This is a genomic window from Actinoallomurus sp. NPDC052308, from assembly GCF_040679195.1.
Taxonomy (GTDB): domain Bacteria; phylum Actinomycetota; class Actinomycetes; order Streptosporangiales; family Streptosporangiaceae; genus Actinoallomurus; species Actinoallomurus liliacearum.
In genome coordinates, this window is record NZ_JBFAUM010000014.1 from 29,298 (window position 1) to 47,364 (window position 18,067).

Annotated in this window: 16 protein-coding genes and 4 tRNA genes; 10 read left to right on the plus strand and 10 right to left on the minus strand. The window is 70.0% G+C overall.

Annotation, left to right across the window (positions count from 1 at the left end; all coding sequences use genetic code 11):
* Positions 1 to 118 precede the first annotated feature (118 nt).
* Positions 119 to 517 (plus strand): helix-turn-helix domain-containing protein, encoded by a 399-nt coding sequence (locus AB0L00_RS27915; protein WP_364440059.1) that lies wholly within the window; start codon positions 119 to 121, stop codon positions 515 to 517.
* Positions 518 to 645: 128 nt separating this feature from the next.
* Positions 646 to 1,803, plus strand: coding sequence for a tyrosine-type recombinase/integrase (locus tag AB0L00_RS27920; RefSeq protein WP_364440060.1), 1,158 nt, complete (start codon positions 646 to 648; stop codon positions 1,801 to 1,803).
* A gap of 222 nt (positions 1,804 to 2,025) precedes the next feature.
* On the opposite strand, the gene AB0L00_RS27925 is transcribed toward AB0L00_RS27920, so the two are convergent.
* The 3 genes from AB0L00_RS27925 to AB0L00_RS27935 form a co-directional block, all read right to left on the minus strand.
* A tRNA-Val gene (locus tag AB0L00_RS27925) sits at positions 2,026 to 2,100 on the minus strand.
* Positions 2,101 to 2,123: 23 nt separating this feature from the next.
* Positions 2,124 to 2,194: transfer RNA gene (locus AB0L00_RS27930), tRNA-Cys, on the minus strand.
* A gap of 25 nt (positions 2,195 to 2,219) precedes the next feature.
* A tRNA-Gly gene (locus AB0L00_RS27935) sits at positions 2,220 to 2,293 on the minus strand.
* A gap of 140 nt (positions 2,294 to 2,433) precedes the next feature.
* On the opposite strand from AB0L00_RS27935, the gene AB0L00_RS27940 reads away from it, so the two are divergent.
* The 5 genes from AB0L00_RS27940 (at position 2,434) to AB0L00_RS27960 (ending at position 9,920) form a co-directional block, all read left to right on the plus strand.
* Positions 2,434 to 3,153 (plus strand): winged helix-turn-helix domain-containing protein, encoded by a 720-nt coding sequence (locus AB0L00_RS27940; RefSeq protein WP_364440061.1) that lies wholly within the window; start codon positions 2,434 to 2,436, stop codon positions 3,151 to 3,153.
* A 186-nt stretch (positions 3,154 to 3,339) separates the two neighbouring features.
* A complete protein-coding gene (locus tag AB0L00_RS27945) occupies positions 3,340 to 5,607 on the plus strand; it encodes a hypothetical protein (protein WP_364440062.1) in 2,268 nt (755 codons plus the stop codon).
* Entirely contained in the window at positions 5,607 to 6,596 is a 990-nt protein-coding gene (locus AB0L00_RS27950; protein WP_364440063.1) for a MoxR family ATPase, read from the plus strand. The genes AB0L00_RS27945 and AB0L00_RS27950 overlap by 1 nt, the downstream gene beginning before the upstream one ends.
* Before the next feature lies 1 nt (position 6,597).
* Entirely contained in the window at positions 6,598 to 7,725 is a 1,128-nt protein-coding gene (locus tag AB0L00_RS27955; RefSeq protein WP_364440064.1) for a DUF58 domain-containing protein, read from the plus strand.
* Positions 7,722 to 9,920: a DUF3488 and transglutaminase-like domain-containing protein gene (locus AB0L00_RS27960; protein ID WP_364440065.1), complete on the plus strand. Its 2,199-nt coding sequence runs from the start codon at positions 7,722 to 7,724 to the stop codon at positions 9,918 to 9,920. Before AB0L00_RS27955 ends, AB0L00_RS27960 begins: the two co-directional genes overlap by 4 nt.
* A gap of 20 nt (positions 9,921 to 9,940) precedes the next feature.
* Here AB0L00_RS27960 and AB0L00_RS27965 read toward each other — a convergent pair whose 3' ends face one another.
* Positions 9,941 to 11,683, minus strand: coding sequence for a protein kinase (locus AB0L00_RS27965; RefSeq protein WP_364440066.1), 1,743 nt, complete (start codon positions 11,681 to 11,683; stop codon positions 9,941 to 9,943).
* Positions 11,684 to 12,016: 333 nt separating this feature from the next.
* Here AB0L00_RS27965 and AB0L00_RS27970 point away from each other — a divergent pair, with 333 nt between their 5' ends.
* On the plus strand, positions 12,017 to 12,835 hold the full coding sequence (locus AB0L00_RS27970; RefSeq protein WP_364440206.1) for an aminotransferase class IV: 819 nt from the start codon (positions 12,017 to 12,019) through the stop codon (positions 12,833 to 12,835).
* Positions 12,836 to 12,916: 81 nt separating this feature from the next.
* Here the strand turns inward: AB0L00_RS27970 and AB0L00_RS27975 are convergent, their stop codons facing one another.
* Positions 12,917 to 13,339: an SsgA family sporulation/cell division regulator gene (locus AB0L00_RS27975; RefSeq protein ID WP_345364330.1), complete on the minus strand. Its 423-nt coding sequence runs from the start codon at positions 13,337 to 13,339 to the stop codon at positions 12,917 to 12,919.
* Positions 13,340 to 13,544: 205 nt separating this feature from the next.
* On the opposite strand from AB0L00_RS27975, the gene AB0L00_RS27980 reads away from it, so the two are divergent.
* Complete coding sequence (locus AB0L00_RS27980) at positions 13,545 to 13,913, plus strand: TIGR02611 family protein (RefSeq protein WP_364440067.1); 369 nt, start codon at positions 13,545 to 13,547, stop codon at positions 13,911 to 13,913.
* A gap of 62 nt (positions 13,914 to 13,975) precedes the next feature.
* Positions 13,976 to 14,047, plus strand: a tRNA-Val gene (locus AB0L00_RS27985).
* A 97-nt stretch (positions 14,048 to 14,144) separates the two neighbouring features.
* Here the strand turns inward: AB0L00_RS27985 and AB0L00_RS27990 are convergent.
* The 5 genes from AB0L00_RS27990 to AB0L00_RS28010 all read right to left on the minus strand — a co-directional run bounded on the left by AB0L00_RS27990 (position 14,145) and on the right by AB0L00_RS28010 (position 18,046).
* On the minus strand, positions 14,145 to 15,326 hold the full coding sequence (locus tag AB0L00_RS27990; protein WP_364440068.1) for a tyrosine-type recombinase/integrase: 1,182 nt from the start codon (positions 15,324 to 15,326) through the stop codon (positions 14,145 to 14,147).
* Positions 15,304 to 15,480, minus strand: coding sequence for a ribbon-helix-helix domain-containing protein (locus tag AB0L00_RS27995; protein WP_364440069.1), 177 nt, complete (start codon positions 15,478 to 15,480; stop codon positions 15,304 to 15,306). Before AB0L00_RS27995 ends, AB0L00_RS27990 begins: the two co-directional genes overlap by 23 nt.
* A gap of 145 nt (positions 15,481 to 15,625) precedes the next feature.
* On the minus strand, positions 15,626 to 15,892 hold the full coding sequence (locus AB0L00_RS28000; protein WP_364440070.1) for a helix-turn-helix domain-containing protein: 267 nt from the start codon (positions 15,890 to 15,892) through the stop codon (positions 15,626 to 15,628).
* A gap of 49 nt (positions 15,893 to 15,941) precedes the next feature.
* Positions 15,942 to 17,738 carry an FtsK/SpoIIIE domain-containing protein gene (locus AB0L00_RS28005; protein ID WP_364440071.1) on the minus strand — a complete coding sequence of 599 codons (1,797 nt, stop codon included), beginning with the start codon at positions 17,736 to 17,738 and terminating at the stop codon, positions 15,942 to 15,944.
* Entirely contained in the window at positions 17,735 to 18,046 is a 312-nt protein-coding gene (locus tag AB0L00_RS28010) for a hypothetical protein (RefSeq protein ID WP_364440072.1), read from the minus strand. The genes AB0L00_RS28005 and AB0L00_RS28010 overlap by 4 nt, the downstream gene beginning before the upstream one ends.
* Positions 18,047 to 18,067 lie beyond the last annotated feature (21 nt).

Below are 18,067 nucleotides of genomic sequence, written 5' to 3' on the forward strand. Positions count from 1 at the left end.
CCTTGGCGCGAGGTCTGCCCAAGGCCGTGCCTAAGCGTGTGCCTAAGAAGTGCCTACGGGGACGGGTTGGCTTGGTTGGGTGCCGTTCGGGACGGATGGATGCGCAGAAGCCGTCGTCATGTCGAACACCCACGATCGCTCCCAGCAAAACCACCGAGGCGAGGCGCCTCGGGCTGTCTCCGATCGTCGGTCAGCCGACGAGCGAGGGCCGTTGGGCACGCCCTCGCAACACCGGCAGGCTCCTGGAGGAGTGCGCCACTCCACGGCGTCCGCCGACGCCCGCCCCGGGAGACCGGAGCCTGCGATCGCATCGTCTGGTCTTCGGGACGAGCCGCTGGTGTACACGCCGGAAGAGGCTGCGCGGTTGCTCGGTGTGAAGCCGTCGTGGCTGCGCCGCAAAGCTGCCGCCCGGGCGATTCCGTGCACGTTCTTGGGCAAGCACCTGCGGTTCTCCCGTGCCGACTTGGAGGCGATCGTCGCCGCCGGCCGGCAGGCCCCGCGCTCCCGCCGCCGATAGCCGGATTCGCCTGGGGGAGCGGGGCGTGACTTGAGCGCCCGCCCCGAGTCGAGCGGTGATGACCCCGACCCGCGCCGCCCCCGCCAGCGGCGCGATCCCGATCCACGCATGCGTGAAAGGAGCTCATGATGGCCTGGGCAGAAAAACGCGGACCCTGGTTCCGGGTCCGCTACCGCGACGCCGACGGCGTCGTCCGCACCACACCGGACAAGTACCGGACCAAGACCGAAGCCCTCGAGGCGGCCGAGGATCTGGATAGCGACCAGCGTCGCGGAACGTTCATCGACCCCAACGATTCGCGCACCAGCCTGGCCGAGTGGGCGAGCCAATGGCGGAAAACCCACCTGGTCGCCGCCAGCACTCAAGCCAAGTACGACCACTATCTCGACCAGCACATCGTGCCCGCCTTCGGGCACCTGTCCCTTGATCAGATCCGCCGTAGCGCGGTCAAGCAATGGGCGATCGGCCTGCGCGCCCGCTACAGCCTGGCCAGCGTCCGCGGCATCGTCACCCTCATGTCGCTGCTGCTGACCGCGGCGGTCGAGGAACGCATGATCGCCATCAACCCGATCCAGGGCCTGCGCATGGCCGAACCCCGCACCCACCACCAACCCGACGTCGACCTGCGGCAGACCACCAAACGACCCATCCCCACCAGCGACCAGGTCCTGGCCATCACCGACCGTATCCGCCTCCTAGGCGGACGCCCCGCGCAGGTGATGGTGATCACAGCCGCGTTCACCGGGATGCGGTGGGGTGAGATCACCGGTTTGGCCAAGACCAACTGCCATCTCGACCAGGGTTATCTGCGAGTCGACCCGGACAACGGCTCGCTGCATGAGGTCGGAGCGCGCCTATGGCTCGGCCCGCCCAAGACCGACGCCGCCACCCGCCGCATCGACCTGCCACCCTTCCTGACCGACCTCCTCCAAGAGGTCATCGATAGCCATGACCATCCGCAGGTGTTCATCACCCCGGACGGGCACTGGCACCGACGATCCAACTTCGCCCGCCGCCTATGGCGCCCCGCCTGCGACGGCGACACCGCCCGCAAATGGCCGCCCATCCTGCCCGGGGCGGTCTTCCACGGCCTGCGCCATCACCACAAGACCGTCCTGGACGAACTCGGCATCGAAGACGCCCTCAAGTACGAGCGGATGGGACACCGGATGCCCGGCATCGCCGGCGTCTACAGCCACGTCACCGACCCCATGCGGGAAAACCTGGTTAACCGGCTCCAACAACGCTGGACCAACCTCACCGCTCGCCAGGCGCAATCATCGTGACCTCGACCCATCTCATGCCGAGAGGGAGCACGGCCGGGAGCATTACCGGGAGCACTGCTCCCGATGACCCCGACCCACGCAAAGTACCGACCCCGACCTACCGAATGGGTAGTCCCGATCACCCGTGGAGCACCCTGCTCCCGATCTGCTCCCGATTCCGGCCGGTCGTTAGCATCAGAAACCAAAATGCAGGTCAGGCGCATGGCCTGACCTGCATTAATGTGGTGGGCGATACTGGGATTGAACCAGTGACCTCTACCGTGTCAAGGTAGCGCTCTCCCACTGAGCTAATCGCCCTCGCGAAGCAGAGTGTGCTTCAGAGGTGGAGACGGGATTTGAACCCGTGTACACGGCTTTGCAGGCCGTTGCCTCGCCTCTCGGCCACTCCACCGTGAGGCCTTGGGAAGACCTCTCCGAGCGGACGACGGGATTCGAACCCGCGACCCTCACCTTGGCAAGGTGATGCTCTACCAGTCTGAGCCACGTCCGCGTGTCTCGGGGGCGTCCCCCCTCGGCAACGGGGTAAACACTAGCGGATACTCGGCCCCACCCCCAACTCGATTGATCTGGCCCGCGTCGCGGGCCGATCTTTCGACGCTCGTCTAAGCGTGCGCGGCGTACGGTCGAACCATGCGAGCACCGTATGACTCGGACATCGCGCCGGTGGCGGCGCTGCTGGCGGACCGTACGCGCGCGTCGATGCTGACGGCCCTCCTCGACGGGCGTCCGCTCGCCGCGGGAGAACTGGCCAGGACGGCCGGGGTCAGTGCGGCGACGGCCAGCTCTCATCTGGCCAAGTTGCTGGACGGGGATCTCGTGACCGTCGTGCGGCAGGGGCGGCACCGCTACTACCGCCTGAAGGGCGCGGAGGTGGCCGCCGTGATCGAGGCGATCAGCCGGATCAGCCCGGACGTCGAGGTCCGCAGCCTCCGCCAGTCCCGGCAGGCGCACGCGCTGCAGGAGGCGCGCACCTGTTACGACCACCTGGCGGGCCGCGCCGGCGCCGCGCTGTTCGAGGCGATGCTCAGCCGGGATCTGCTCGAGACCCTCGATTCGTCGTTCGACGATCCCGCGGCGTCCGCGTACGAGGTGACGGACAAGGGGGAGCGGCAGTTGTCCTCGGTCGGCGTCGACGTCGCCGGGCTGCGCCGGGGACGCCGGAGGTTCGCCGGGCACTGTCTGGACTGGACGGAGCGCCGCCCGCATCTCAACGGAGCGCTCGGCGCGGCGCTCACGGCCCGGATGATCGAGGACGGCTGGTTCGAGCGCGGGTCGGCGCGGCGGGCGCTGCTCGTGACCGAGAAGGGCCGGGGCCGGCTGGCCGACGTCTTCGGCTGCGTCCTCGCCTGAGCGGCCGATTCCGTGGCCGTCCGGCCTTTTCCGCTTCCCATCGAACCGTCAGCCACGCCGCTGTGTCCGATATGCGGCAGGTTGCCGCGTCCAATATCTCTCACTCAGGAGGTTTGAGAGGCTTGGACACATTAAGGTGTCGCGTGCGTCGCAGCGACGTTCCGGCGCGGAGAGGTGACGAGATCGGTGAGCGGGGAGCGTAGGTTCTTCCGTCGTGATCGGCTGACCGGGCTGATCGCGATCGGAGCGGTCGGGGTGTTGTGCGTGGCCGCCGTCGTCTTCGGCGTCGGAATGGCGAGCGCGAAGTACCACCTCGCCGATGTCGGCGGCTGGCTGACGTCATCCAAGAAGGGCGAACTCGTCCACGTCAACGGCCTGTCGGGCAAGGTCGACGGCAAGGTGACCCTGTCCGGTACCGCCGGCCACAAGATGCGGGTGATCCAGCAGAACGGTGTCGTCCTCATCGTGGACGAGACGACCGGCGTGGTCAGCCGCGTCGACCCGGCCCACCTCAACGTCGTCCAGGGCGTCTCCTACCGCGGCGCGGCCGGCATGCAGGTCGTGTCCGGCTCCGGCGCCGCGTACGCGCTCGACCAGGTCAAGGGCAGCGTGCAGCGCCTGGACCCGATGACCCTGGCCACGCAGGGCGACCCGATCAGCCTCACCGGGCCGCTCGGTTCGGCCGCCATCGACGGCAACGCGACGCTCTGGGTGCCGGTGCCCGCCAACGGGCAGGCGGCGTCCGTGCAGAACGGCCGTACGGGACAGCCGATCGGGGTCGGACGGGCCGGCGACGACCTCTCCCTGACGATCGCGGCCGGGTCCGCGGTCGTCACCGACTTCACCACGGCGGAGAGCCTCGTCCTCGGCGACGGCGGCGTACGGGTGAAGATCAAGCTGCCGTCCATCGTCGCTCAGCTCGGCAAGGGCAAGGTGACCGCGCCGCCCACGACCACGGAAGGGCAGCTCGTTCCCCTGCTGGCCGGCAAGTCGCTGATCGTGGTGAACTCGGGCAGCGGCTCGGTGAGCAGCGTTTCGCTCCAGCTGCCGCAGCACCAGCTCACGACCCCGCAGGTGCTCGGACAGCGGGTCTACATCCCGGACCAGACCTCGGGCAGCCTCCTGGTGTACGACTCGGCGACGAACCGGATGGCCCCGCAGGTCCCGGTCACCGGAAAGCCCGGCCCGCTGGAGGCGTTCGTCAAGGACGGCCTGCTCTGGGTGAACAACCCCGACAGCCCCAAGGGCGTCGTGGTCGACGGGTCCGGCGCGCACAAGCCGGTGCAGAAGTACACCGGGAAGGTGCCCGGCGGAGCCGAGAACCCGATCCCGAAGGGGACCGACGACGGTCAGGACAACACCGGGCAGGACAACGGGAACAACGGGGACAACGGCAACGCGGGACAGGACAACGGCGGGAACGACAACGGGGGGAAGGACAAGGGAGGCCACGGCAGGCTGCCGACGCCCCGGCTCCCGATCCACCCGACGCTCCCGAGGCCGACGATCAAGCTGCCGAGCAAGTCGCCGAGGCCGTCGATCACGCCGCCGAAGACGCCGACCGCGCACCCGACGGACACGCCGAAGGTCACGCCGCCGAACAAGCCGACCAACCTGCGGGCGGCGGCGCAGCCGGACGGGAGCATCAAGGTCGACTTCCAGCCCGGTGGCGGCGGGAAGGCGACCGGCTACAAGCTCATCACGCCGAGCGGCCTGACCGCCACGCCCGCCAAGATCGCCGCGGACGGTCCGGACTACACGTTCACCGCGAAGGGCGGAACCTGCGGCACCGAGTACGTGTTCGCGGTCGCGGCGACGTACCAGAACGGAAACCACGAGTCGGACGTCGAGTCGGACCAGTCCGACCCGACCCTGTCCTGCACGCAGCCGGACGCGCCGAGCGGCGTCACGGGCACCGGGACCACGCAGGGCGCGAAGATCAGCTGGCAGGCCCCGCCGAACGCCAAGGGCGTGACCTACAGGCTCCAGGTGAGCGGCCCGAAGAGCTACACCCAGAGCAACTTCTCCGGCACGTCGGTGACGATCCCGAGCATCTGGAAGAACGGCTCGTACAGCATCCGGGTGACCGCCTCCAACGGCGCCGGCGGCAAGACCGCCAGCGTGACCAGGACGCTGACCGGCCCCTCGCACACCTACGGCATCCACAACGGCGGCAACCCGAACGACATCAGCTACATGTGGGCGCAGGCGAGCTCCGGGAGCGCCCTCGTCGAAAAGATCAAGAACGCCAACAGCCAGACGGTCGTGGTGGACTGCCAGAAGATCGGGACTCAGTACAACCACCCGAACGGCAAGGCGGCGTTCAGCGGCAAGCTCTACGACCACCTCAACCACAACGGTCACATCGGATACATGATCGGCTACCTGCCGAACACGCCGCACTCTCCGTGGCAGGAGCTCGCCGGGCCGACCATCTGGGAGTGTGCCGGCTGATGACGGCCGAGATGCACCGGGCGTCCGACACGGACGCCCTCGCAGGACGCTTCGCGCAGTTGTTCGGCGCGCTGGCGGGCAACATCGAGCGGGTCATCCGCGGGAAGCGGGAGAACGTCGAGCTGGCGCTGTTGTGCCTGCTCAGTGAGGGGCATCTGCTGCTGGAGGACGTGCCGGGGGTCGGCAAGACCACCCTGGCCCGTACGATCGCGGCGAGCGTCGACGCGCGCTGGACGCGGATCCAGTTCACGCCCGACCTGCTGCCGTCCGACGTCACCGGCGTGTCGATCTTCAACCAGTCGAACAACCAGTTCGAGTTCCACCCCGGCCCGATCTTCGCCAACATCGTCGTCGCCGATGAGATCAACCGCGGTTCGCCCAAGACCCAGTCGGCGTTGCTGGAGGTCATGGAGGAGCGGCGCGTCACCGTGGACGGGCAGCCGAATCCGGTGCCCCGCCCGTTCATGGTGATCGCGACGCAGAACCCCGTCGACATGGACGGCACGTACCCGCTGCCGGAGGCGCAGCTCGACCGGTTCCTCATGAAGATCTCGATGGGGTACCCCGACCATGCCTCGGAGGTCGCCGTGCTGGCCGGCACGCCGACGGGGCCGCTGATCGACCAGCTCTCGAAGGTGGCCGGCCGGGACGACATCAAGAACATGATCGACTTCGCGAGCCGGATCCATGTCGCGCCGCCGTTGTACGACTACCTCGTGCAGGTCGTCGCGACGACGCGTCAGCACTCCGACATCCGCCTGGGCGCGAGTCCCCGCGCGAGTCTCGCGCTGCTGCGCGCCGTACGCGTGCGGGCCGCGGCCGCCGGCCGGTCGTTCGTCGTCCCCGAGGACGTGAAGTCCCTCGCGGGGCACGTCATCGCGCACCGGCTCATGCTGACGCCGGAGGCGGAGCTGCGCGGCCGTACCGCCCCGGAGCTCGTCGCCGAGGCCCTGTCCCGGGTGCCGGTGCCGCAGTCGACCGGGGCCTGAGGTGCTCACGCCCGTCGGCTGGGGGGTCGCCGTGGCCTCCGCGGTGCTGTACGCCGTCGGCGCCGTCCTCGGCTACCCCGAACCGGTGGCCCTCGCGGTCGGCGGATTCCTCGCCGTCGTGACGGCGGTGCTGTGGACGCTGCCGCAGCCCAGCCTCACCGTCGTACGGGAGGTCACGCCGGACCGGGTGGCGCGCGGCGAGCCGGCCACCGGCGTGCTGCACGTCACCAACACCGGCCGGGTGCGCCGGGCGGGGATGCGGGCGTACGACGCGTGCGGCGGCGGGCGGATCGACGTCCGGGTGCCCGTGCTGCGCCCGGGAAGGGCCGAGACGATCCGCTACGCGCTGCCGACCGACCGGCGCGGGGAGATCCCGGTGGGACCGCTGCGGCTGGTCCGCGCCGACCCGTTCGGGCTGGCCCGGCGGGTCCGGGAGTACGGCGAGCCCCGCACCCTCCTGGTCCGCCCGCACACGGTGGCCCTGCCGCTCCTGCCCTCCGGGCGCAACCACCACCTGGAGGGGCCGACGTCGGACACCGCGCCGGCGGGCACGGTCACGTTCCACGCGCTGCGCGAGTACGTCATGGGCGACGACCTGCGCCACATCCACTGGCGGTCGAGCGCGCGCACCGGCACGCTCATGGTCCGCCAGCTCGTCGACGCGAGCATGCCGCAGACGACGGTCGTCGTGGACACCGACGCCGGCGTCTACGCCGACGCGGACGACTTCGAGCTGGCGGTGGACGCGGCGGCGTCCATCGCGGCCGGCGCGGCGCGCATGAACTTCCCGGTCCGCGTCCTCACCGCGGACGGGCCGCTCGTGGAGACCCGCGGCGGTGCCCACGACGTCGAGGAGCTCCTCGACCGGCTGGCCGGCCTGTCCCGTACGGACGGCGCGCACGGCGCGGTCGAGGTCGCCCGGCGCGTACGGGCGGGCGGGGCGCTGGTCCTCCTCACCGGCGGGCGCGGGGAGGTCTCCCGGACCGGGGCGCTGCGCCGGCGGTTCGACCGCGTGGTGTGCGTACGCGTCCGGCCCGAAGCGCCCGGACCGAGCATGCCCGGCGTCACGCTGATCGAGATCTCCGACCTGGCGGAGCTGCGCGCGGCGTGGAAGGGCGCCACGCGATGACGACGACGGCGGCCCCCACGGAGCGGGGCACCGACGCGCCGCCCGCGCCCCGCCGGATCCTGCGGGTACGGCTGATCACCGCGCTCGTCATCGTCACCGCGCTGGCCGGCGCCGGCGGCGCGGCGTTCCACCGGGTGTTCACGCTCGGCGACCTGGTGCCCGTGGTGACGGTCGCGGCGGTCAGCCCGGTGCTGCTCGTGGCGCTGCTGTCCTGGCCACGGCGCCGGACCTGGCCGCTGTGGATCTCCGTCCTGGTCACCGTGGTGGCCTGGACGCTCGTCGCCGCGCTGACGCTGTTCCACGGCGACTTCACGGTGGTGGGCGGGGCGCTGCGCGACTCCTTGAAGGGCACACTGACCTCGCTGCTGCCCGCCCCCGGCCGGCCCGAACTGCTCGTCCTGCCGCACGCGCTCGTCTGGCTCGCGGCGTTCGCGGGCGCCGAGCTGAGCCTGCGCACCAGGATGAAGGCGACACCGGCGCTGCCCGCGGTGGCCGTCTTCTGCGTCGCCCTGCTGCTCGGCGTGCACGGCCCCGGTTCGAATCTCCCCGTCGCCGCCGGGCTCGTCGGACTCGTCGGCGCCCTCATGATCGTACGGAGCGGCGGGCGGCCGCTGTGGCTGCTCGCCGGCGTCCCGGCCGCGGCCGCCATCGGGCTGCTGGCCGCGGCCGTCGGGCCGTACCTGCCGATCAAGAACGATGCGTACGACCCGCGTACGACGGTCAAGGCCCCGCCGCCGCAGCAGCGGGACAGCATCAGCCCGCTCGACCGGGTGTCGGCCTGGCTGCAGACCCCCGACCAGCAGATGTTCATCGTTCACGCCGACGCGCCCGAGGACTGGCGGATCGCCGTCCTGGACCGTTTCGACGGCGTCACGTGGACCTCCGCCGCGCGGTTCGTCCCGGCCGGCAACCGCATCCCCGACGGCGTCACCGTCGGCCGTACGAGGGTCGTCCAGCGCTTCACCATCCAGGACCTGCCCGGCGTGTGGGTGCCGGCCGCCGACCGGCCCCGGACCATCGAGGGCCTGGCGGTGGCGGCCGACCCCGGCAGCGGCGTACTCGCCACGGCGGAGCCGCTGCACTCCGGCCAGGCGTACACGGTCACCTCGATGGTGCCCGACTACGATCCCGGCCGGCTCGCGGCCGCCCAACCCGCGCGGGACGCCGAGGCCCAGGCCGCCACCGCCCTCCCGGAGACCCCGGGTACCACCGCGAAGACCGCCGAGGTCCCCCCGTTCCGCCGGCTCGCCCAGCAGATCACCAAGGACCAGGACACGGCGTTCGGGCGCGCCGCGAAGCTCGCGGACTACCTCCGTCGCGCGGCCAAGTACGACGTGTCCGGCCTGCCCGGCCACACGTACGCGCAGTTGCGCTACTTCCTCGGCAGTTCCAAGCGCGGCACCTCGGAGCAGTTCGCCACGGCCTACGCCGTCATGGCGCGCTCGCTGGGACTGCCGACACGGATCGTCGTCGGCTTCCGGCCGGGCGTCGGAGGGAACGGCGCCTGGCAGGTCCGCTCCGGCGACGTGCTGGTCTGGCCCGAGGTCGACTTCGCCGGGCTCGGGTGGGTGCCGTTCTTCCCCACCCCCGAACAGGCCGGCGCCTCGGGCAAGTCGGACTCGGTACCGGCGGGGGAGACGCAGCAGAAGCTGGAGGCGGCGCAGAAGAGCGCGGCTGCGGCCCGCACGAAGGACACCGGATCCGGCCAGAAGGGCACGCCGCCGCCCAAGACCCCGATCCGGCGGCCGCACAAGACGTCATCGACGCCGCCGTGGCTGTACGGCCTGGCCGCGGTCCCGGCCCTGCCGGCGGTCTACCTCCTCGGCGTACTGATCGTTCCCGTCCTGCGGCGACGGCGCAGGCGCGGCGGCGCCACACCGGCCGAACGCATCACCGGGGCCTGGGCACAGACCCGCGAGGCGCTGGGCGCGGTCGGCCTGCCCGCCGAGACCGCCCTGACCGCCCATGAGGTGGCCGGTTTCGGCGCCCAGCGGATCTCCGGGGCCGAGTCGCACCTGCGCCCCCTCGCCGACCTCGTCAACCGGTCGCAGTACGCCGCGACACCGCCCGGACCGGACACGGCCGAGGCCGCGTGGCGGCACACCGACGAGATCGACCGGCTCGTCCGGCGGACCGTCGGCCCGCTGCGACGCCTGATCCGCCGCCTGCACCCCGGTTCCCTGCGCCTGCGCTGATCACCGGGGCGGCCGGGCGGTCACTGGGCCGTGGCGCCCCGGATGCACTTCGGCTTGGACCACGCGACCGCCGCGGACTGCCCGTCGCTCTGCCCGATGGCGACCAGCGCGCCGACCGCGAAGCAGTACCCTCGCCGGGCGTCCAGACCGGAGAGGTTCACGGTCGTCGAACGCGGCGCCAGCGGCTGCGGGGGCGTCTGCTCTCCCGATCCGTCGGACTGCTGCACCCAGATCGGGTAGTTGTTGTTCTTGGCGATCTTCCAGCGCAGGACCACGATCTGCCCCTTGTCGACCGCGCGCAGGTCCCAGGGGGTCGCGGCGATCATCACCTGTGACGGGACCGCCACCGGAGTGGGCGAAGCGGAGGTCCGTGACGCGGTCGGCGTCGGCTTCGTCGTCGGCGAGTCCTTCGTGCCGCCGCCGACCTTCCCGAGCACCAGGAAGCCGCCGATGCCGAGGGCCGCTCCGCCCACCAGGACGGCGAGCACGGTGGCCATGATGGCGCCCGGACCGCCCTTCCGGTCGTTCGCCGGCGTGCCGGCCGCATCGGCGCGCCCGGCGGTCGTCGGCTGCGTCTGCGGCGCGGTCTCAGGGGGACGCTGCGCGGACACCGGCTCCGCACCGAACGGGCGGGACATCGGGTCGTGATCGGGCCAGGCGCTCGGCGTCTGCGGGAGCCCGGGCATCGGCGCGTGCGCGAGCCCGGCGTTCGGCACACCGGGCGGAGCGGCGATCGGGGGGGCCGCGGGCGGGGGGACCGCGGGCGGCGGGACCGGCCGCGGTCCGGACACGTCCGGATGCTCCGCCGGCAGGTGCGGTGGGGCGTACTGCTGGGCCAGCAGGTCGAAACCGGGGCCGGTGAGCCCCGAGTGGTCCGGCTCCGCGACCTTCGGGGTCGACGTGGGCGCCGGTGTGATCGAGTCGCTGCCCGCCAGCTCCGTCATCGGAAGCCCGAGCTCGATCTGCAGCTCCTGCAGCCGGTGGGCGAACTCCACCGCGCTGGGGTACCGCTCGGCAGGCGTCTTCGCCATCGCCTTGGCGATGACCTCATGGACCTGGGGCGGGACGTCATGGCGCGGGATCGGCGGCGGCGGATCGTTGAGGATGCGCATCATCAGCGCGCTGATCCCGCTGTTCCCCGCCTTGAACGCCGGGCTGCCCGCCAGCAGCTGGTACAGGCTCGAGGCCAGCGAGTAGACGTCCGCGGTCACCCCCGGCGGCTCGCCGTTCACGACCTCCGGCGCCGCGTGGTGCGGCGTGAACGCGGTGGTGTGCGTGGCCTCCGACGAGCCGGTGAGCCGGGCGATGCCGAAGTCCGCGAGGGCCGGTTCGCCGTACTTGGAGACCAGGATGTTCTGCGGCTTGACGTCGCGGTGCAGCACCCCCGCCTCATGCGTGGCGGCCAGGGCGCCGGCGATCTTCACACCGGCCCGCAGGACGTCCTGCAACGGGAGCGGCCCCTCGCGCGACAGCCGGTCCCGCAGCGACCCCCGCTGGAAGTAGTCCATCGCGATGAACGGCCGCCCGTCGTTGGTCACGCCGGTGTCCAGCACGGTGACGACGTTCGGATGGCCGGTGAGCCGACCGGTGATCTGGCACTCCCGCTCGAACCGGCGCATCGTGTCGTCGTCGACGGCGTCGACGGACAGCACCTTCAGCGCGACGATGCGGTCCAGGCGCTGCTGCTCGGCGCGGTAGACGACACTGAACCCGCCCTCGCCCACCCGCTCCAGGATGCGGTAGCCGGGCACCTGGTCGATCATTCGGTCTCTTCTTCGTCGGAACGGCTGAGGCTGACGGGATGGATCGTGTCGATGGTAATGCCTGTTTCACGCTGTTCGCTGGGTTCGGAAAGGTTGATCCACAACGTCGTTCGACGCCGGAACGGCCCCCGGCGTTCCCGGTCGGCCAGGACCGTTGATCGGCGGCGGTCCGCCGCGCGTAATCGGCTCGAACCAGGTGCGTGCGGGTCGTAGTGTGGGGTTCGGCCGGGAGTCCAGCCCGGCGGAGCAGGGGAGGACCGGGCCAAAAGCGTCCGGAGTGGAGAGGTGGCTTTCGCAGTGGCCGAGCTCAGCTCCCAGACCGGGAACGTTCCGGTGTGGATCAATGGAGAACTGTACGCCCCGGAGAACGCCCGGGTGTCGGTGTTCGATCACGGCATCCTCGTCGGTGACGGCGTGTTCGAAACGGTGAAGGCCGTACGCGGGGAGGCCTTCGCCCTGACCCGCCATCTGCGGCGGCTCGCCGTCTCCGCGGCCGGCCTGGGACTGCCCGAGCCGGACCTGGACGCCATCCGCCGGGGCACGCTGGCCGTCCTCGCCGCCGCGCCGTCATGGGACCTCGCCCGGATCCGGATCACCTTTACCAGCGGTGTGGGCCCGCTCGGCTCCGACCGCGGCGCCGAGGGCGCCACGGCGATCGTCGCCGTCGCCGAGCAGACGCCGTTCCCGCCCACCGCCGACGTCTCCGTCGTGCCGTGGCCGCGCAACGAGCGCGGCGCCCTCTCCGGCCTCAAGACCACGTCGTACGGCGACAACGCCAAGGCCCTCGCCTACGCCCACGAGCGCGGCGGGGCAGAGGCGATCTTCGGGAACCTCGCCGGCAACCTCTGCGAGGGCACCGGCTCCAACGTCTTCATCGTCCGCGACGGGCGCCTGACCACGCCTCCGCTGTCCTCCGGCTGCCTCGCGGGCATCACCCGGGCGCTCGTGCTCGAGTGGGCCGGCGGCGAGGAGGAGGACCTGCCGCTGGAGGAGTTCGCCACCGCCGACGAGGCGTTCCTCACGTCCACGACCCGCGATATCCAGCCGATCCGCGCCGTCGACGGCAAGGTCTTCCCCACGGCACCCGGCCCGGTCACCCGCAAGGCGATCGAGGTCTTCGCCGAGCGCGGCGCCGCCGACCTCGACCCGTGACAGGCGTACGGCCCCGCACCATGGGTGTGGGCCAGCGCTGGGAGGCGCCTGGTGCGGGGCCGTACGGTCAGTGCGGGGGGTTCAGATGTGCCAGAGGAGGTCGTCGAGTTCCGCTTCGATGTCGATGAAGTCAGCTTCCCGGCCGGCAGGAACGATCGCATAGGTCCGGTCAAGGAAGTCCGTGAGAGGGGTCAGCGGTACCTCGAAGTGCGCCCGGCCGAACGGCGACGACAGCGTCAGGTTCAAGATCCGCTCGCCGCTCTTCTCCGCCGGCCACACCTGCACGTCACCCCTGCCGACCTTGCGCACAATGCCGACGGTCAGCAACTCACGAGCAAAGATCCACTCCACCGGTGCCTCGTTCCCGACATGGAACGCGACACGGATCGCATAAGGGTCATCAGCGGAGTAGTCCAACGTCGCAAGCAGCGGGATGATCGTACGATCCGGGACGATGAGCCGAAGGCCGACCTCGGCGGAGGCAGTGGTGCTGCTGCTGTTCATCGGTCATCCTTCAGGCGTCAGTCCCGCATCGCGGGTTTCTCGGTGAGGACTTCGCTCCCTCCAACGGGTGTCCCCCTGGCTCTGTGACGCGTAACTGTCAAAAGTCCTAAGAACATTCCGCCCCCCGTACGTCATGTGACCTACCTCACCGGGCTTGATACCCGCTCTGACCTGCGTGGAAGCGAAGTGACCTAGGGTCGATCGCATGAGGGAGACGTTGACCGACTGGCGCGAACGCATCCGCACCCGCCCCCTGCTGAACAACGTCTGGCGGCTTGCCGTGTTCAGCGTGGGCGTGACGGTACTCGCCGCCGGTGTCGCCATGCTCGTGCTGCCGGGCCCGGGATGGGCAGCGATCTTCGTAGGCTTTGCCATCCTGGCGACCGAGTTCGCCTGGGCCCAACGCGCCCTCACCTCCGCGAAGCAAACGGCGAGCAAAGCGAAGGAGAAGGCCCTCGACCCGCGCGTGCGACGCCGGAACCAGCTCCTGGCCATCTGCGCCGGCGTCATCGTCGCCGCCGCGATCGTGGCCTACCTCCAGGCCTTCGGGCTAAACCTTCCGTGGAGAGCCTGATCGCCGATGCGCGAAGAGGGCGGGGGATGCGCTAGTCTTTCTGGCGTCGGTTGATCCGCCTGGGGCGATTAGCTCAGTGGGAGAGCGCTTCGTTCACACCGAAGAGGTCACTGGTTCGAACCCAGTATCGCCCACCCAGTGTGAGAGCAGGTCAGAGAGGGTTCCGGAGTTCACTCCGGGGCCCTTTTTCGATCTTCAGGTCTGGTCGGGGAGCCAAACGGGGAGCCACCGTCACGCGGACTTGTGCTGACTGAAGATGGTGTTCATCGTTTCGGCACCCTTGGTGATGACGGGCCGGAGCTGGTGCCGGTACACCTTCTCGGTCACCGCGGTGCCTGCGTGCCCGACGAGATCGGCGATCGTCTCGATGGGCACACCGTTGTCACTCATGATCGAAACGAACGAGTGACGGAGTTCGCGGGGAGTCCACTTCTCCCCGATGCCTGCCTTCCTGGTGATCCCGCGGAACGCCCGCCGGACGTTGCCGGCGTCGAGCGGTGCTCCCGTGCGCGTGCAGAAGACGAGGCCGTGATCCTGCCAGTCCTTTCCTGCTTTGAGCCGCTGTGCCGCCTGGCGCTTGTGGTGCAGGCGCAGCGCTCGGGCGACCTCTTCGGGCAGTTCCAGCGTTCGGCGAGACTTCTCCGTCTTGGTGTCGCCGTGCGCCCGTACGGACCGCCACACGTAGATGGCGAACCGTTTGTGATCGAATCCGGCCTCGGTCACCGAACGCCAGCCGGTTCGGTCGTCGACCCACGCCACGACGTGATCCCAGCGGAGCGCCCGAGCCTCTTCGGTTCGGACGCCGGTCATGAGGCTGAGCACGACGTAGGCGTGGAGGGGAGAGGCTTCGGCCTTCTCCAGTACGGCCGTCGCCTGAGCGAGCGTCAGGGCCTTGCTCGGACGTCCGGCCCTGCCCTTGGGGGTGGTGACCAGTTCGGCGACGTTCCTCAGCACCTTGTCGCGAGCCTGAGCCTGCCGGATGGCCCGCTTGAGGATCGAGTGAACGCCCTGGAGGCTGCGTGTGGACAGCGTGTCCGTGAGGCCGTCGAGCCACTCGTCGACGTCGTCTGCGCGCAGGTCCTTGAGCTTGGCCTTGCCGATCAGCGGTATGACGTGCTTGTCGGCGAGGATGCGGTTGGTCGTGACCGTATTCGCGTCACGGCCCTTGAGTCCCTTGGACAGCCAGTCCTCGACAGCGTCTCGGACCGTGTAGTTGTCGGGGCTCTCGATACCGGACTCCAGATCACGGACCGCCTTGATGAGCTTGTCCTTGACTTCGGTCTTGGTCTTGCCCTTTCTCTTGAGGCGCTTGCGCCTGCCGTCGGGGGCGAAGCCGAGAGAGATGGCTCCGGTGTAGCCGCCTTCCTCGGGATAGATCGTCCCCTCGTACTTACCGATCAGGATCTTTGCCAAGGGATCCCTCCTCGTACTTGTCGAGGTACTCCTTGATCGCCTTCCTGATGACCCACGACACGTCGCGCTCCTGCGATGCGGCGTAGCGCGCGAGGCGTTCCTTGAACGCCGCATCGACCCGTACGGGCGGAAGCGTGGTCTTGTCGCTTGTCATGTAGAGCGTCCTCTCGTGTCGATCTCTGTTGGTGCGTAAGACCGGAGAGCGCGCTTGCGTCGATGTGGTTATCAAGAGGCGTGGCCTCGGGGCCTTCCCTGCCGGGGCGCACCCCGAGGTCTGTAGAGCAACGTAGCACGGTGTTCTACGCACGCGTCAGTCCTTTCGTCTCGGTCCGCTCGATGAACTCGGCAAGGTGCTGGTCGGTGATCCGGCGTAGCTTGCCAATCTTGATGCTGCGGAGTTGGCCGGTACGGAGCAGGAAATAGACCTTGTCGCGGCCGATGTGCAGCATCTCCGCCACTTGCTCGACTGTGTACGCCTGCAGGTGCCTCACCTCCTCTCCGCCTGGTCGCATCCATCGCTGTGTCGGTGCGTTGGATGGCCCGCTCCGGCTTGTCTCACGTCTCATCTCGTGCGCTTACGTGCAGGCGCGCGCGAGGGTGAGACGTTGAGACGAGTCATCCGCCGTCGTCGGATTCGGGACTCGCCGCGCGGTACCGCCCTCGGCGGACCTGGACGACTCGGCCGGCGTCGACATGTTCGGCGAGTCGCCGGTAGAGGGTGGGACGGCTCATCCCAGTGATCTTGATTAGCCTGGCGACGGAGATACCGCCCTCCGGAGCGTCGTGTAGGGCCTCCCACAGGCGCCCTTTAGACGTCGCCGGCTGCTCTGGCGTGGGTTCCGCCGGAGCGGTGCCGTTCGGCTTGTCCGGCGTCTGGTCGGGGTTGGGGTCGGGCGCCGGGTGGGGTGGATTCAGGACCGGGCGATGTACGGCGTAACGGTCCGCGGTGGCCGTGACGCCCTGGTCGGTGATGAGGTAGGCGCGCGCTCGCTTGGCGGTCGGGTGTTCGGGTGCGGAGATGAGGAACTTGCCGGGCGCGTCGAGTGTGTGGGCGTGCCAGCCCGCGTTGAACGCCCCTTGCCCGAGGATGAGATCGACGTCGCGGCGTTCCCGCACGCGCAGGCAGATTCGGACGTCCATCTGAGAGCGGGTCGCGCCATGTCCCATGGCCTTCTGTGTGGGGCGTTGGGTGGCGGCGAGCAGCGTGACGGCGACCGCACGCCCTCGGCGGGCGATCGAATCGGCGTAGGCGGTGGCGGCCTCGGGGAGTTCGGCGTACTCGTCGACCACGATCACCAGGGCGGGACGTCTGCGCGTCGGCTCCCACACGCGTGCGCCGTGATGGCCGGACTCCGTGGCACGCCGGTCCAACTCGGCAACCGCGTCGCGGAAGAGCCGTGTCGCCTGTTCTGGCGTGGTCGCCAGGCGATCGAGAGCGCGAACCCAGGGGCGGAGCTCCATGCCGCCCTTGAGATCGATGCCCCAGATCACCACGTCCTCGCAGGCGGTGAGGGCCGCGAGGATGACGTTGAGTACGCCGGACTTGCCAGAGCCGACGACTCCGCCGATCAGGGCGTGACGGCGCAGCAAGAGCACGGTTGCCGGGGAGGCGTCCTCGAACACTCCCAGCGGGATCGGCTGCGCGATGGAATGGATGTCGGGTGCTCGCCAGGGGACCGGGCGTGCGTGCGGGTCGGTGTGCAGCACGCGCATGAGGAAGTGGTCGGCCCGCGCGGCGTCGGGTTCGATGCGAACCGCTCCAGGACGGGTGCCCAGGGCCGATTCGATGGCGGAGAGCTTGCCGATTACGTCGGCGACCGTGTGCCCGCGGCGGAGCGCCATGCGGGCGGTCCAGCCCCAGGCGTCCACCACGGCGGACATCACGCGAGAGCCGTTGAGACCAACCGACTCAGCGATCTCGGGCCAGGCGGTGAGGGTGCGCTCAACGCGGACGCGTGCGCGCCTGCGCCTGTGCGCCCACCACGGGACCGACAGCAGTACGCCACCGACGAGCAGCGACTGGGGGAGTGGTCGGCTCGTGGGGCCGGCGCTGGTCGCGGTGGCCAGCCATCCGCCTGCGAAGACGGCGACGAGAGCCGCATACAGCCGTTCGGAACGTCTGACCAGACCCGCGCGGTGGCCGAAGCGCAGCAGCATGGCTGCAGTTACGACAGCGACGCCGACGAGTTCGGGCCACCAGCCCGGATGAGTCGTGTGGAGGAGCCATGCAGCGAGGCTGGTGAGGCAGGCCAGGTTGAGGGGCGCGAGTTCGGAGCGGTAGCGCCATACCCAGCGGGCGATCAGTACGCCGATCATGTCGGGTACCTGGCTGTCGGAGTTGATGACCATCATCGGCTGGATGCCGTGGCGGCTCATCTTGCGGGCCTGGCGTCGGAGCTGGCGTGTACTCATCGCGCGGCCCGCCTCTCCGCCTGGGCGTGCAGCTCGTCGCGGAGATAGGCCAGGTGATCGGCCTCGCCATCGGCATAGGCGGCGAGCGTGGCACGGGCGGCGGCAGTCAGGTTGGCGTGATCCAGACGGACCGCGGAGACGATCGCGGCGAGGGCCGCAATGTCGGAGAGAGACGTGTCGATGATGCGCCAGTGGACGGTGAGGGTGGGCAGGGCATCGGCGAATGCGGCGATGATGTGGCGAGCGGTGTCGTTGCGGGTGGTGGCCTCCTGCAGATCAAGCCTGGCGGTACGTGGATTGTTGGGCACTTAGGCATCGCCTCCTCAGGT

Excerpts from the sequence above, each read along its gene's own strand:
- AB0L00_RS27915 (WP_364440059.1), top strand. The coding sequence starts at position 119 with ATGTCGAACACCCACGATCGCTCCCAGCAAAACCACCGAGGCGAGGCG.
- AB0L00_RS27920 (WP_364440060.1), top strand. The coding sequence starts at position 646 with ATGGCCTGGGCAGAAAAACGCGGACCCTGGTTCCGGGTCCGCTACCGC.
- AB0L00_RS27940 (WP_364440061.1), top strand. The coding sequence starts at position 2,434 with ATGCGAGCACCGTATGACTCGGACATCGCGCCGGTGGCGGCGCTGCTG.
- AB0L00_RS27950 (WP_364440063.1), top strand. The coding sequence starts at position 5,607 with ATGACGGCCGAGATGCACCGGGCGTCCGACACGGACGCCCTCGCAGGA.
- AB0L00_RS27960 (WP_364440065.1), top strand. The coding sequence starts at position 7,722 with ATGACGACGACGGCGGCCCCCACGGAGCGGGGCACCGACGCGCCGCCC.
- AB0L00_RS27965 (WP_364440066.1), bottom strand. The coding sequence starts at position 11,683 with ATGATCGACCAGGTGCCCGGCTACCGCATCCTGGAGCGGGTGGGCGAG.
- AB0L00_RS27975 (WP_345364330.1), bottom strand. The coding sequence starts at position 13,339 with ATGAACAGCAGCAGCACCACTGCCTCCGCCGAGGTCGGCCTTCGGCTC.
- AB0L00_RS27980 (WP_364440067.1), top strand. The coding sequence starts at position 13,545 with ATGAGGGAGACGTTGACCGACTGGCGCGAACGCATCCGCACCCGCCCC.
- AB0L00_RS27995 (WP_364440069.1), bottom strand. The coding sequence starts at position 15,480 with ATGACAAGCGACAAGACCACGCTTCCGCCCGTACGGGTCGATGCGGCG.
- AB0L00_RS28000 (WP_364440070.1), bottom strand. The coding sequence starts at position 15,892 with ATGAGACGTGAGACAAGCCGGAGCGGGCCATCCAACGCACCGACACAG.
- AB0L00_RS28005 (WP_364440071.1), bottom strand. The coding sequence starts at position 17,738 with ATGAGTACACGCCAGCTCCGACGCCAGGCCCGCAAGATGAGCCGCCAC.